This is a genomic window from Parachlamydia sp., assembly GCF_050255895.1.
Taxonomy (GTDB): domain Bacteria; phylum Chlamydiota; class Chlamydiia; order Chlamydiales; family Parachlamydiaceae; genus Parachlamydia; species Parachlamydia acanthamoebae.
Genome location: NZ_JBFWIR010000037.1, coordinates 1 through 14,059, shown reverse-complemented (window position 1 = coordinate 14,059; position 14,059 = coordinate 1). Strand labels below are relative to the sequence as shown.

Sequence of the window (14,059 nt, the reverse complement as noted above, 5' to 3'; positions counted from 1 at the left end):
GAAAAATAATTATGAGTTTCGTTTACGAAGGAAAAATTCGGGTTCAATTGCAGAATTTTACAATGTAGACTATAGAGATTATGCAACGCGGTATTTTTTAGAAAAATTTAATAACCATTATCTAAAATCAGAATCGAGTTTAAGGAATTGTCAGGAATTTATTCATCACGAATTGCTTTTAAAAAATACTTTACTTCGAAATTGTATTCGTTGTGTCAATGATTTTCACAGTTTGGAGAAATTACTAAGCCATCGTTATGATCGATTAGAAGCCATTGAAGAGTTGTTTATCGAAAACAACCGCGCTATTTTGGAAATAGAAGAAGAATTAAAAAGTCTTAAACAGCTTGCGGTTAGCTGGTTTTCATTCAAAATCAAAGATCTCAAATGGTTATGCTTATTTTCTTGGATACCATTTATCAAACAACTTTTAATGGATCGCATTCGACTTTTTACATTGCAGCATGATCTATTTCAAAGTAGAAACTTCAACATTGATGACGTCGAAAAAGTCATTGAAGACCGAATGAGCTCTCATGCTTCGCTGTTAAAGCAGTTGGAAAAAGACAAAGAGGTTTTGCAGTCGGATAAAGAATTGTTCGCAAAATTATATGGTGAAAAAGTAAAGCTGGAAGAACAATTAGGGTTTAACCTCAATACGGATAATGCATCAGATTTTACGGATAATTCGAACGTGCTTTGTCAAATGGATCAAACTCTTCGATATGACCTATTTGTTTTGGCAACGCATTATTGGGAAGCTCAGTGGTTACAGGAAAGTGGAAAATTAGATCAGCTTGATTACCATCGTGATGACAGAGAAAAATATTGGCGTATTCAGGCGATGTTAACGCCTTGCTTTGTGACTACATTGCATTCTGGTCCAGGTTTTTTTCAATACAAAACGAATTTTCAGCTATTTGAAACCTTAGAAGATGTGATTGATCTGCTTATTATCGATGAAGCCGGGCAAGTGATGCCGGCCATTGCTGGTGGGATGATTTCCATTGCAAAAAGATTACTATTAGTTGGAGATGCCAAACAGATTGAGCCTATTTTTTCAATCAGTGAAAAAATGGATTTTTCAAATACAAAAAAATACGGTCTATGTACTAATGTTGATGAATATCATTCTTTAAAAACTAGCGGTATTTTGTGTTCGGGCGATGCTGCTACTGGACACGCATATGGTAATCTCATCACTGTCGGTCAGAGAAAATCAAAATATCACTTAAAGGAAGATCCTGTTCCAGGCTTATTTCTTAAGGAGCATCGTCGTTGTGCCAAGGAAATCATCAGCTATTGCAACGAACTCTGTTATAACAATCAGCTAATTCCAATGACCAACCAGCAATTTTCACATTACCCTCCAATGGGATACCTACATGTAAAAGGTCGAGAAAAAAAAATCGGGACGAGCCGTTCTAATCCTGAAGAAGCTTTAAAAATCGTGCAGTGGATTCAAGAAAATCAAGTGAAAATATTATCGATGTGTCGTGAGGATTCTAAAAAAAATGAAAAAATTAATTTGAGTGATTGCATTGGAATTGTAACTCCTTTTGCTGCGCAGGGGAACGAGATTCGTTCGACGCTTTATGCACATGGATTAAAAATTGACAAAGTTGGAACAATTCATTCTTTACAAGGTGCAGAACGGCCAATTATTATTTTTTCATCGGTGTATACTACTTTTGAAGGGCAAGGGACCTTCTTCTTTGATCGATCAGTGAACATGTTGAATGTGGCGGTATCCCGGGCGAAGAGGTCATTTTTAGTTTTCGGCGATATGGACATCTTTGATGCATCCAAGCCCAGCCAACCCTCAGGTCTGTTGGCACGATATCTCTTTGCTCGGAACGAAAATAAAATTTATACAAGCCAATGTAAAATGGAATAGCATGAATTAGTCATGGTATGTTCAATGTGATTTGTGAAGCGTTCGTTTTTGCTCAATTCATTGATTCAGCAGCAACAGATTCTCATTTAGTTTTTCGTGTAAAAAGTTTATGCTTGTGTATCTTAAAAAATTTTGTAAGTTTTATTTAATGCTGTTAACGACAAAAAACTTAGGTAGTGTTTCTTAACTAATCTCTTTGTTGGAAATAAAAATGGCTTATATCCTTTCTCTTGCGACCGAGTCTCCCGATTACTGCTTTCAGCAAGAAGTTATTGCCGAAAATATGGTAAAAGGACTTCGTTTGTCTTCTGAACAGTCAGAAAACTTGAGAAGGCTTTATCGCAATTCTGATATTCAGACACGTTATTCTGTCATGCAAAATTTCGATTCTCTTTATAAAGAACCTACATCGAAACAACGCAATGAGATTTATAAAGAAGAAGCTCCTAAACTTGCTATAAAAGCTGCTAAAAAGGCTTTGGTGGCTTGGCAAAAAAATCCTCTTGAAATCACTCATGTTATCTCCGTCTCGTGCACAGGAATGATGGCTCCTGGAATTGAATATTATTTAATCAAAGAGCTAGGGCTTCGACCTTCGGTCGGACGTGTAGGTGTCAATTTTATGGGATGTTTTGGGGCTTTTAATGGTATCTCAGTGGCTAAAGCGCTGGCGAAAGAAAACCCTAAGCATCGCATATTGCTTGTTTGTACGGAGCTTTGTTCGTTACATGCGCAAACAGACCTTTCTTCAGATACTCTCTTGGCCAATGCACTATTTGCTGATGGAGCGGCTGCATGTATTGTAGGTGGGGAGGCATCCGAAAATTATCTTTGGGAAATAGTCGAGCGCTCTTCTCTTGTATTGGCTGATTCCGATCATGCCATGTCGTGGGAAGTAGGAAATAGTGGGTATTTTATGAAGCTTTCGTCGAGAGTTCCTGTGTTCATAAAAAAGCACATTGTTGAGTTTGCCAATGGGCTTTTGAAGCAAAATTGTTCTTTCGAAGAGTGCCACTGGGCCATTCATCCCGGAGGAAAGGCCATTATTCAGGCCATTGAAAAAGAATGTGATCTTCTCCCTGGTCAAACAACAAGTTCTTGGGAAACTCTTAAGCTTTATGGAAATATGTCTAGCGCTACTTTTTTATTTGTCCTAGAAAAATCTTTGAAAAATCGCCAGAAATGGACCGTTGGGATTGGATTTGGTCCCGGACTTTCTATAGAAGGCCTACTTATGAGATCTTAAAATGTTCTTTTCTAAAAGATCGATGGAACTAGAACTGATTGATTTGGGGCCATCCCATTATTCTTCGGAAGAATATCGAGATTGTTTGGATAAGCTAAACAAGGTCGGGAAATATTTAGGAGGGGACCATGCTAGTTTTTGTGCCATGCAACAACTATCTTTTTCTCCCGCGTCCATTCTCGATGTTGGCTGTGGAGGTGGGGGTTTTACGCAAAAATTGGGACGTTTTTACAAGGAAGCGACTGTTAGAGGAATTGATATCTCTCATGAGGCTATTATATCTGCACAAGAACATAATAGATGCCCAAATGTTGTCTTTGAATGTCGTAATCTGAGTGAAATACCAACAAAAAGCTATGATATTGTGATTTCTACGCTTGTTTGTCACCATCTCTCCGATGCAGACTTAATTGCATTTCTTAAAGAATGCTTACGTGTGGCTAAACAAAAAGTGATTGTTAACGATCTTCATCGGCATCCTCTTGCTTGGTTGGGATTTTCACTCTTAGCGCCAATCCTTTTTAAAAATCGTTTAATCACTCACGATGGATCTCTTTCTGTTAAAAGAGCTTTCAAACGAAAAGATTGGAGATATTATTTACAGGTACTTCAAGTTCAAGGTCATCTTTCATGGTATTGGCCCTTTCGATGGATTTTGACAATGGATGCACAATGAAGAAAATTATTATTGTAGGGGGAGGTGTTGCAGGATTAAGCGCTCTAAATAGACTCATCGATCTTGGGATTTCTGCAACATTGATTGAGGCTGGAAGCTATCCCTCCCATAAGATATGTGGTGAATTTTTTTCTCCTGAATGTTTGCCCATTTTAAATAAATGGAATCTTGCACCAGCTAAAAAAATTGAGTGCGTTTCTTTTGTGACAGATAGGCATACTCTGTCCTTTTCTCTACCTATTCATGCAAGAAGCCAATCTCGCTTTGATTTTGATCAAAGCCTTGTGAGGAGAGCGGAAGAAAAGGGAGCCAAAATCCTCACGAAGACAAAAGTCAAGGATATTGGAAGGAGCTCCATCGTTTTGGATAGTGGGGAAGAGCTTTCTTACAGTGATCTGTTGATAAGTTCTGGACGTTTTTTCGGAGCTTCTTCTATTCCTTGCTACATCGGTATCAAGGGGCATATGAAAGGCATAGAAATAAAGAATGGTTTAGAAATGTATCCATTTTCAGGAGGCTATGCTGGACTTTCTTCCATTGATGACGATTATTCCAATTTCACATGTCTAATGTCTATGAATATGCATCGTAAAGAGGATCTCCTTCAGAAGCTTTTTGAAATGGCCCCTCATTTACAACGTCGATTGCAAAATGGACATCTCGCATTTGATAACTGGATGACATGTCAAATCCCTGCTTTTGGCATAAAAAAAACACCCCAGTGGGCTAATACTTATTTTATAGGGGATGCAGCCGGGACGATTCCTCCAGCTTCGGGCTTAGGGCTTTCTATTGCCATTACGTCAGGTTATATGGCTGCCGACTACGCCGCACGCGGCGATAGCTTGGGATTCCAAAATGCCTGGTATACTAAATATAAGGAGGTGTTTACTTATGGGCATCTATTACATCGATTATTGACCACTCCTTTAGCATTTCGTTTTGTTGCCTCAATCGCAAGATTATTCCCCTCATTACCTCTGATTTTATTTGAGAAAACTCGATTTTTAAGCAAAGAAGATTAGATATTATTTTAATCTTTTTCCTGCTGCACTCTTCAAAAAGTTTTCCAAACCAATAATTGTAGTTTCATCGCGGTAGACGAGGTGTTTCTGCATTGCAATGCATTTACGCATGTGCGAGCGTTCTTCAGGGTGACGTCCCAGAGAAACGGCACGTGCTATATAGTCATCTTCTGACTTAGCGATGCAATCACTCATACCCATCAAAGAGAGAATGGCTGTTGTATGCCGTGAACGCATCAATAAACCTGGAAGGGTCACAATTGGCAAGTTATGGGCAAGAGATTCTAGGGATGAATTGCAGCCTGACCAGCCTACACTATCTAGAAATATGTCCATTAAATGTGTAACATCTTCAAACTCTTTACCATTCAGTTTTGGCAAAAAGACACAATAGTCGTTCGCACGTAGACCAAAACGTGCAAAAGTTTTCTCTAGGCGATTGCGAAATTGATGTGCGATCATGGGCATACTTTCAACGAAAACAAGTTGTGCATTTGGCACATCGCGCACGATCTTCGCAAATATTTCATCATTGCAAGGATGGTATTTAATGGGTACTTGACAGCACCAATAGAGAATGGCTTCTTCACGTAAACCAAAGTCTGTGCGTGAGCGTTTCTCGTAGGTAATGGTGGGCGGATCATAATAAATGGACAAATTAGGAAGACGAATAAGTTTTTCCGTATAGTTGTCATCTCCATGAGGAGGTTCCATAAGCACCGAACTAAGGAAATAATCAATTGTTTGTAGCCCTGAGGTATCAGGATGTCCCCACGACGTACATTGCACGGGAGCTAGTCTCAATGCAGCAAGACGCATAGTCATGGAGTCCATACCAATCTCAGGAAAGATGAGAATATCGAGCTTATCCTCTTTAATACTGGCACAGTATTCTTTGAGTGTTTTAGGCCCCACTGTGAGGCGTTCCAAGTATGTGCGGGCTTCCTCTGTAACTTTATCACACTCACCGCTTGTATGGTAGCCAAAGAGTGCAAAATCTTTGTGATTGATTTGTTTAATCCAGCCCTGGATATGCGTTTTCCAATTCGAATGGAATTTAAAGAAGCCAGAGACAATTCCTACGCGGATACGTTTATCGGAAGAATGCTTGATAAAAGGATGCTCTAGTTCCCATTTAGGAAAACGTGCGGCGACGAATTTCGCAATGATGTCTCCGTAAATGGTTTGTAATAGTCGATCATCTTCTCCCTGGTATGCCAGTAAAAATGGTTGACTTAATCCAACACAAAACATGGCTTGTGACAGTTCCTCGGCTGTTGATTCCATGCATAGATCGTGTAGTTCGAGGAGCTCTTGCTCATATCTTGTGCGTACAAGAGTAATTTCCTCTTCGTTTTGATAAATAAAGGGAAGATGGGCAAAACAGAGAATAAAGCGTGCTGCGATGTGATTTGGATGAATTGTAAGAATGCGTTCGCAAATGGCTACAACTTCTTCGTTCCGATGAATTTGAAATAAACAAATGCCTAAATTTAGAAGGGCTTCTAAGTGAGAGGGAGCCTGGCTGATTACTTTGCGAAGTAACTGCTCGGCGGCATCGAAGTCTTTAAGTCGCAACATCCCTATACCAAGATTATATAATCCCTCAATGTGATCTGGATAAAGTGTAAGTAAATGTTGTAAGGGGATGAGGCTTTTGTCAATTCTGCCAAGCGATAGAAGGGCAACACCCGAACTAAGTAGCGCTGCAGGGTAATCTGCATTTAAAGCTAAGGCTTTATTGGCTGTTGTAAGGGCCTCTTCAAATTGTTTCGTTTGAAGAAGAGTCGCTGCCAAGTTCGCATGATGAAGGGGATTGTTAGGATCTAAACGAACAGCCTCGGTAAAATGCTGAATGGCAATTCCAGGATGATTATTTTGAATGGCAATGAGTCCGAGAAAACTATGTGGTACAGGATTCAATGGGTTTGCCAGAACAATCATTTCAAAGAGTTCTTTGGCTTTTTCTAACTTTCCAGCTTTGTGAGCTTCTATTGCCAAGGTTAAGATTTGTTGAATATCTGGATACAAGGAAAACTCGTGAAATTAAAGATTTTAAAATAAAAATTCAGCGTAAATCAACCATATAAACTTTTCAAGCCTTAGTCAAATATGTTATTCTTGAATTATGGATGAACAATTAAAAATTGATGTCACACTTGTGCGCCGTTTGGTGGCCACTCAGTTTCCGCAATGGAAGACCTATTCTATTAGGCCTGTTACACTCAGTGGATGGGATAATAGAATCTTTCACTTGGGGGAAAATATGCTTGTGCGTTTACCAAGCGCTGTGAGCTATGCTATGCAGGTGGAAAAGGAGCAGCATTGGTTGCCCAAACTGGCCTCGTGTCTTCCCCTTCCAATTCCCGTCCCATTAGCACTTGGAGAGCCCACAGATGATTATCCATGGAAGTGGTCCATCTACAATTGGTTTGAAGGCGATACCGCTGCATCTGCACATATAACGGATCTTTGTGGCTTTGCTGCTAGCCTTGCTCAATTCCTCCTAGCTTTACAATGTATTGAACAGAAGGGGGGTCCTCTGGCAGGGCTCCATAGCTTTTATCGAGGAGGATCGCTAGCGATCTACGATGTCGAAACTCGGAAGGCGATCATCTCCTTAAAAGGGAAGATCGATATCAATGCTGCACTTGATGTGTGGGAGACGGCGCTTGCGACTCGATGGCATCGTCCGCCAGTCTGGGTCCACGGTGATGTGAGTGCAGGAAATTTGTTAGTGAAAAATGGGCAATTGAGCGCCGTTATCGATTTTGGACAGCTCTCGGTTGGTGATCCTGCCTGTGATTTGGCAATTGCCTGGACCTTATTTGAAGGTGAAAGTCGTGAAGCTTTCCGCACAATGCTTCCACTCGATTCCGAAACATGGGCACGCGGTCGTGCTTGGGTTCTATGGAAAGCTTTGATCGTTGCATCCGGCCTCACGCGCACAAATGCTATCGAAGGCGAGCAATGTTGGCATATCATAGAAGAAGTACTTGAGGATCATAAGCACAAAACGTGAATATTAGTTTCCCTTTACACTAGGAAAAATTCGGGAATCTCCTTATGATTTCACGACAGAAGTAAAAGACGTAGGATAAGTCAGATGAAAATTGTTGTGGATAATCAAATCGTAAAATTTTTGGCTCATGATACCGCCAAAATCGTCAAAGATCCCTTTCTATCCAGTTCGGGCAATTATATCCATTTTGGATGGTCTTCTTTGCTTGAATATCTAGAGCTTGGATCCATATTTTCAAGTCTTCCTGTATTCGACCAAACTCAACCTGTTTTCAAGGCATGTATTTCGGTTTTGTTCGGCAATGAAGCAAAAGAAATTTTATATATGTATGATCGTCTTTTTGCAGAAAATCTGAGTCAAATCCAGGATCTTCCATCAATTAAAGCTGCTTTCCTCCTTCAAAAAATGCAAGAACAGCGTCAAAAATCTTCTTTTCCAGAAGTGGAGAAATTACTTTTACCAACTTTAGCTTCATATGAAGTTGCATTAAGGGAGAATACTTCTCGCACGATGCGCGATCTAATTCTCTATCTCGCATGGGATCGTATGTGTGTATGTATGGCCCATTTGTTTGATCACCAATCTACCGATCCTAATTGCATTCAAGGGATGCAAGTTTTAAAAGAATGTTTGATCGAATCCTATCAACATATTGCTCAACAAGGGCAGACAGTTCCTGGTATTTATCGGATGATAGAGTCTCTTTTTTTTTACGAAATGCGAGACGAGAACTTACAGAAGCACACTTCCGCGGAGTGGTCAACATTAAATCATAGCTTTCGAGCTCTGAAAGCACAAGATGCGTTGATGGACTTTTTTTATATTGATGACGCTATTATTGCTCAGGAGAACCTGCACACGGAAGAAGAGGCTTTCACGTATTATCTAACCTTGGATTCTGCCGATAAAGTCAATGCTCGGCTTGCTTTAGCTCAATGTATAATGAATAAATTGAATTCTGAATTTCCTAGCTGGGGCTATGTTTTGAGACCAATAAATCCCGAATTTCTCCATATTGTCTCCTAACTTGCTTTGGCTCTTTAAAGCATCCGCCATTTCATATAATATGATATCTATGAAGACATTTATCACCGATCAAGAACTCGATGCATGGCTTGCAAGTCATGATTATTTCGAAGACGGATATATTTTGCGTGTTGATTTCCAACCATTAAAAATCAATGTAGGTTATACTGTAAAAGGGAATTATAAAGCGTATTCTGAACAGGAGATTGTGGCATTCCAACTCATCCCCGGCAAAATCTTAGAATGGACTTGTCTTCATGAGGATTTTACTCCTTCCCAAAAATATATCATTGATTCCATTCAACCATTAGCATTCCAAGGAGGCATAGGGTTAAAAGTGCCTGGAATATTGACGCTTTTAACTGACCGCTTGACTATTACTGAACCAGAGATTATTAAGACAACGTTTCAACCTTGGCTAAGTGATCGTGAAATCTTCGTTTCTTTTGAGATGCATCAAATTCCAAAACCAATTTTTTGGAAACAAAAGCTTGATGCATTAGGCTATCCAATCATTTTTCGCTATTATGCAGGGCCTGCTATGAACTCAGAGGAACTTCCTTATCCTGATTACACTGGGTATTTCATTCAAATAGCCGATAGAATAGCTGAATCTTCAGAAGGTATCTTTATTCAACATTTATCAAAGGAAGAAGAGGTTATTTCATTTCATTTTGTAAATATGGATGAAAAGCTACAAAACGTGTGGAGTGCCTTAATGAGCATTTTTTCGGACCTTCCTTTTGTTAAAATACAATCAGGCAATTGCGAATTTTCAGGCCTAGAATGGAAAAAATTATTGGAGGGTCATCTCACAGAACAAGAAGGCTTAATAATCGATTGTATTTCAGATACACATGGCCAACATGAAAAACTTCAACTTCCAGGTGGTGATATTCTCATTCATGCGGGTGATTGCACATCTAATGGTGAACTAGATGAGGCTTTGGAGTTTTTAGATTGGTATAAAGCGCAAAATTATGCGTATCGAATATTGGTTGCTGGTAATCATGATTTTATTTTCGAATTGATACCAGAGTTGATGGATGAAGAATGTAAAAAACGCAATATTATCCTTTTAAATGACTCAGGATGTGAAATAGAGGGTATTAAAATATGGGGAAGTCCCGTCCAACCTTGGTTTTGTGATTGGGCATTTAATCGTCAGAGAGGTTCTGATATCAAAAAACATTGGAATTTGATCCCAAAAAATACAGAAATTTTGATTACTCACGGTCCTCCCTATAAAGTTCAGGACGAAGTTAAAAGTAAGGATGAATTTACCGCTCACGTTGGTTGCGAAGACTTATATGAAAAAATTGTTCAAACGAAAATAAAACTCCATATTTTTGGACATGTGCATGAGGGCGCCGGATATGTTGCCCTCGATGGTCGAATTTTTGTTAATGCTTCATCTTTAGACAGCATGTACAAGCATAGAGATCCTGGATATATAAGAGTTGTTAAAAAGGAACATGATTATTCTGTATTAACAGCGTAGCTAATGAAATTCTTTAGAACTTAAAAAGAACTGAATGGATAATCCACCTTCAACTCGCAACGGGCTCTGTTGATTGCTAAGCATAGCTTACTACCTATGAAGTCTGCTAATGCACCCACTTCATCAACTTTCGCAAAGCGTTGAATCAGTGAGCCAGGTCTAATGGTCTTAAAAAAAGTCATCTTCAATTTGCTTTTGAGTGATATTGCAACATCGGCTACAAGTTCTTCTGTTTCCTCAAAGTTTGTAAGACCAGGTATGGAATTGACAGTAACGCCTGTGCCTTTAGTCATTCCTAATGAATCATTTAGGTTGGAATGCTTACACTTGATTCGTTCCAGATAAAAATAATGCGACCTCAATTTTGACTTAATAAATTCCAAGGTTATTCGTGAGAATGAATCAAAAGGTACAGCGAACAACTTTCCTTCTATCAGCTGAATGTCCACTGGTTTAGACTATATCACCTCGTGAGCTATACCCAAATACCGGATGTTGAGCTTAATCACTCATGCCACTTTACCTTTCTTGGCAAAGTATGCTACATTCGCTAATAATGAAAATTTGACTTTCAGTTATACACAACGCAACATGATATCCCATGCTTAAGAGTATCCAAACGCTTTACCACACCTTTTTGTTTTATGGTGGTGTATTACTTTGTCCTTTTTCACCAGGAACTCTCGCCTGGAAATTATTTAAAAATAAAAAGGGAAAAATTCGATTAATGTCGAGGGATTTGATCTGTGATACTGAAACCCTCATAGCCTTGCCAAAAAGTGAGAACTCTCTTGATGAATTTACTACAGCATTTTCTCCTTTCATCCCTCTTCTGACGTTAAATGGATTTTCTTGGAAGTTACGCCGGAAAATTCTTACAGATGGACTTAGAAAAATTGACATAGATAAAGATTTCAAGTTCGATCTGCCTCTCAAAAAGGGAGATATCTACTGGGATGTTTTTGAAAGATTATTTCAAATTGGATTTGAATTGATTTTTGGGCGAGCAGCCACTTCACTAGAATTTGATGATATGTATCTAGGTATTCTAGATATCAATCGTCTGATTAAAAGACATACAGGTTCTCCTGACATTGGAGTCCGTTGGAAATTATATCATCGTGTTGTGATTCTTCTATCAGAAGAGAATAAAAAATTTATCTTTTCAGATTCGAATGAATTTAAAACCCTCAGTGAAATTGATCGAGTTTCGATTGTTGTGGAAGATCTTTTGACTAGCATTTGCATTCAATGCTCAGACTTAATCTGTCACCTACTTTTGCTCTATTCATCCTATCCAGAGGCTTTTAAAGCTAACTTGGATAATTGTATCCATGAAACTTTACGCCTATATCCTCTGACAGATATTTGGACAAGGAAACCTGAGGAAAATGAAAGAGGCTGGATTGCGTCCCTCATCCAACTTAATCGAAGCGGATGGAGTGAACCAGATCATTTCAAACCTGAAAGATGGAATTTAGAGGATCATCCTCAATTGATATCCTGGGGGTTTGATTCCAGAAGTTGTCCTGCGAGTAGAATTGGTTACAACTTATCAAAGAAAATGATTCAAAAAGTTCTCCTAAATGAAAATATCTGGATTCTGCCTGCTTCAAATTTTAAACATAACAGAACCTTTTTAGAGGGTTGTCAAGTATGGATAGGGGAGGGGATGAAACCACCCTCATTAAAATGGAAATTCAAGGGGCAGTGGACCAATCAGTTTCATCAATGGATTTTTAGCCGTCTGCGTATGCTAGATCAAGGTGAATTATGGTGAAATTTCTCATTGGTAGTTTCTTGACTGCATAATTTTTGCATTTCTGATTGCACACATAAGCAAATTGAAGAGGGATAGTCGATTATTCGGAAGAAAGCATGTGTCTCGGAAACGTCAGTAATTTTTTAAATATTATCGGTTTTTTCTCCACCTCCTTCGACCCACAATAGCTCAATTAATTGTAATATTTTTCTGTAAGCATCTAGATCTTCCTGGTGGATGTCTTGTCTTAATCGAAGGACGGTTTGATCTTGTTGTGTGTCTGAATCTTTTTCCTGATTAATGATTCTATCCATGACTCGCTGGTGGGGATGTTGGATTTGATGTAATAATTTTTTCTCTTTAATCTTGCGCATCGTCTGTCTATATTCGACTAGTTGACTGTTTACAATATGTTTTTCCAACGCTGTTTTTGCTTTATTCTTTTTTTTGCCGAATTTTACTTCTTTTTTTGGATGTTTTCCTATTTTTACCCGTAAAAGCACTTCTTCTTCCTTTAATCCCATTTTGACCCGTTTATAAAGGGATGCTTTTTCATAATGAATGGTTGGGTCTCTTTTATTTGTAATAATTCCCTTGTTTTGGGGATTTTCAAAAGCTTTCATGGACTTCAAATTCCATCCAAAAAGGCGAATGAAAAAGGACATGAGTTTCCCTTTTTTAGCTGCGACGGCAGCTGCAAATGAACTAAAAGAAGATTCTGATAGCAGAGGGCCTTTATGCTGCATTTTATCATGTAGTTCTGCTGCAACTCCCCCACCCATAGAATGGCCATATAACATAATATTTTGAGAATTAACGCCTTTGCTATGCAAATATTCAAGAAGCATTTCACCATCTTGCACCAAATCTTTCGTATTTTTGGCTCTTCCTTTGTGCCCCTTATTATCTAAAATTTGACTATCTCCAACACCACGATAATTAAAAGTTAAAACATGGGCATTGGTATCTTCTGCAAGCTTTTTTAAGGCATCTAAATGCTTTTCGTATTGAGAGTTCATGCCATTAAATATCACGATCCACTTATCCGATTCAAATTTCGGATGAAGTGCAAAGGAATCTAAAACAATTTTTTTGTCGGCAGATTCAATTTTGATTGAGGATCCAAATCCAGCCTCTTCGAGATTCTTTTTTTTTGCTGCTATATTCTCTTTTGTATCGTTAATTTTAGATTTTAGGATTTTATTGCCAATTTTTTTTCCAAAGTGCTCTCTTAACGCTTTTATAACTCCAATCGAAGCTTTCTTAATTTTTTTATTTGAATGGGAAGGAGCTTGAATAGATGAGCAAGTAAAAATTTCAATATGATGAGTGGATGACCTTGCTGATTCCGTAGGGTGCATAAATCACCTCTTAATGATTTAAATGAATAATATGTTTTATTGTTTATTATACAAATGTTTTATATAAAATTCATTTGTTTTTTTATTTAACTAAGTAATGTTGTTTATTTAGTTAACTAATGTAAGTTGTAAGTAACTAAATTAAAATAAATTTTAGCTCTCAATAAAAAAGGCCTCGAATCCTTAAATTGTTTTTGCACAAACAAAAAATAGGGACCGAAGCCATGGAAATACAGATTATAGTAATTTACTGCCTTTTGGACGACTACATCCTTTCGAAAGGGCATAAAGATTGGCCAAATGCCAAACTTTCTACTGCGGAAGTGATGTTGATAAACATATTCGGAATGAGATTTTTTTATGGGAATATTGAGACTGCACGAACATTTCTTACAGAGCATAAATACATTCTAAAATAGACATCTTTCGAAATTAAACTTTTGAGTGTATATTAGAGCCTCAAAATCAGGAGGCTACATGAAATTTGAGACAGTTAAAGAATTAGATGAAGAGAAATTTCGTCGTCTAACAGGAGTTAAACGA

The 14,059-nt window shown here is 38.3% G+C and carries 11 protein-coding genes and 1 pseudogene; 9 read left to right on the top strand and 3 right to left on the bottom strand.

Annotated elements, in window-relative coordinates; genetic code table 11:
* Positions 1–232 precede the first annotated feature (232 nt).
* From AB7E63_RS07830 to AB7E63_RS07815, 4 genes are all read left to right on the top strand, one after another.
* Positions 233–1,897, top strand: coding sequence for a DEAD/DEAH box helicase (locus tag AB7E63_RS07830; RefSeq protein WP_144016286.1), 1,665 nt, complete (start codon positions 233–235; stop codon positions 1,895–1,897).
* Positions 1,898–2,108: 211 nt separating this feature from the next.
* Positions 2,109–3,143 (top strand): type III polyketide synthase, encoded by a 1,035-nt coding sequence (locus AB7E63_RS07825; protein WP_006341746.1) that lies wholly within the window; start codon positions 2,109–2,111, stop codon positions 3,141–3,143.
* A gap of 1 nt (position 3,144) precedes the next feature.
* The gene (locus AB7E63_RS07820) at positions 3,145–3,819 is read left to right on the top strand and encodes a methyltransferase domain-containing protein (protein ID WP_036746354.1); all 675 of its coding nucleotides are present in this window, start codon (positions 3,145–3,147) and stop codon (positions 3,817–3,819) included.
* A complete protein-coding gene (locus AB7E63_RS07815; RefSeq protein ID WP_006341744.1) occupies positions 3,816–4,844 on the top strand; it encodes an NAD(P)/FAD-dependent oxidoreductase in 1,029 nt (342 codons plus the stop codon). Before AB7E63_RS07820 ends, AB7E63_RS07815 begins: the two co-directional genes overlap by 4 nt.
* Positions 4,845–4,847: 3 nt before the next feature.
* On the opposite strand, the gene AB7E63_RS07810 is transcribed toward AB7E63_RS07815, so the two are convergent.
* Positions 4,848–6,875, bottom strand: coding sequence for a tetratricopeptide repeat protein (locus tag AB7E63_RS07810; protein ID WP_006341743.1), 2,028 nt, complete (start codon positions 6,873–6,875; stop codon positions 4,848–4,850).
* Between the two features lie 97 nt (positions 6,876–6,972).
* On the opposite strand from AB7E63_RS07810, the gene AB7E63_RS07805 reads away from it, so the two are divergent.
* The 3 genes from AB7E63_RS07805 (at position 6,973) to AB7E63_RS07795 (ending at position 10,393) form a co-directional block, all read left to right on the top strand.
* A complete protein-coding gene (locus AB7E63_RS07805) occupies positions 6,973–7,866 on the top strand; it encodes an aminoglycoside phosphotransferase family protein (RefSeq protein WP_006341742.1) in 894 nt (297 codons plus the stop codon).
* An 84-nt stretch (positions 7,867–7,950) separates the two neighbouring features.
* On the top strand, positions 7,951–8,892 hold the full coding sequence (locus AB7E63_RS07800; RefSeq protein ID WP_006341741.1) for a hypothetical protein: 942 nt from the start codon (positions 7,951–7,953) through the stop codon (positions 8,890–8,892).
* 49 nt (positions 8,893–8,941) lie between these two features.
* Complete coding sequence (locus AB7E63_RS07795; RefSeq protein ID WP_006341740.1) at positions 8,942–10,393, top strand: metallophosphatase domain-containing protein; 1,452 nt, start codon at positions 8,942–8,944, stop codon at positions 10,391–10,393.
* 20 nt (positions 10,394–10,413) lie between these two features.
* On the opposite strand, the gene AB7E63_RS07790 is transcribed toward AB7E63_RS07795, so the two are convergent.
* Positions 10,414–10,686 carry a hypothetical protein gene (locus AB7E63_RS07790; protein ID WP_006341739.1) on the bottom strand — a complete coding sequence of 91 codons (273 nt, stop codon included), beginning with the start codon at positions 10,684–10,686 and terminating at the stop codon, positions 10,414–10,416.
* A gap of 308 nt (positions 10,687–10,994) precedes the next feature.
* Here AB7E63_RS07790 and AB7E63_RS07785 point away from each other — a divergent pair, with 308 nt between their 5' ends.
* Positions 10,995–12,173 carry a hypothetical protein gene (locus AB7E63_RS07785; protein WP_284453008.1) on the top strand — a complete coding sequence of 393 codons (1,179 nt, stop codon included), beginning with the start codon at positions 10,995–10,997 and terminating at the stop codon, positions 12,171–12,173.
* A gap of 125 nt (positions 12,174–12,298) precedes the next feature.
* Here the strand turns inward: AB7E63_RS07785 and AB7E63_RS07780 are convergent, their stop codons facing one another.
* Positions 12,299–13,516: a serine aminopeptidase domain-containing protein gene (locus AB7E63_RS07780; RefSeq protein WP_284453009.1), complete on the bottom strand. Its 1,218-nt coding sequence runs from the start codon at positions 13,514–13,516 to the stop codon at positions 12,299–12,301.
* A gap of 224 nt (positions 13,517–13,740) precedes the next feature.
* On the opposite strand from AB7E63_RS07780, the pseudogene AB7E63_RS07775 reads away from it, so the two are divergent.
* A pseudogene (locus AB7E63_RS07775) lies at positions 13,741–13,929 on the top strand (IS982-like element ISPasp3 family transposase); the annotation flags it as partial.
* Positions 13,930–14,059: the final 130 nt, after the last annotated feature.

What these genes read in the sequence shown, in the direction of transcription:
- AB7E63_RS07805 (WP_006341742.1), top strand. Translation starts at nt 6,973, where the DNA reads ATGGATGAACAATTAAAAATTGATGTCACACTTGTGCGCCGTTTGGTG.
- AB7E63_RS07790 (WP_006341739.1), bottom strand. Translation starts at nt 10,686, where the DNA reads ATGACTAAAGGCACAGGCGTTACTGTCAATTCCATACCTGGTCTTACA.
- AB7E63_RS07800 (WP_006341741.1), top strand. Translation starts at nt 7,951, where the DNA reads ATGAAAATTGTTGTGGATAATCAAATCGTAAAATTTTTGGCTCATGAT.
- AB7E63_RS07820 (WP_036746354.1), top strand. Translation starts at nt 3,145, where the DNA reads ATGTTCTTTTCTAAAAGATCGATGGAACTAGAACTGATTGATTTGGGG.
- AB7E63_RS07795 (WP_006341740.1), top strand. Translation starts at nt 8,942, where the DNA reads ATGAAGACATTTATCACCGATCAAGAACTCGATGCATGGCTTGCAAGT.
- AB7E63_RS07815 (WP_006341744.1), top strand. Translation starts at nt 3,816, where the DNA reads ATGAAGAAAATTATTATTGTAGGGGGAGGTGTTGCAGGATTAAGCGCT.
- AB7E63_RS07780 (WP_284453009.1), bottom strand. Translation starts at nt 13,516, where the DNA reads ATGCACCCTACGGAATCAGCAAGGTCATCCACTCATCATATTGAAATT.
- AB7E63_RS07825 (WP_006341746.1), top strand. Translation starts at nt 2,109, where the DNA reads ATGGCTTATATCCTTTCTCTTGCGACCGAGTCTCCCGATTACTGCTTT.
- AB7E63_RS07785 (WP_284453008.1), top strand. Translation starts at nt 10,995, where the DNA reads ATGCTTAAGAGTATCCAAACGCTTTACCACACCTTTTTGTTTTATGGT.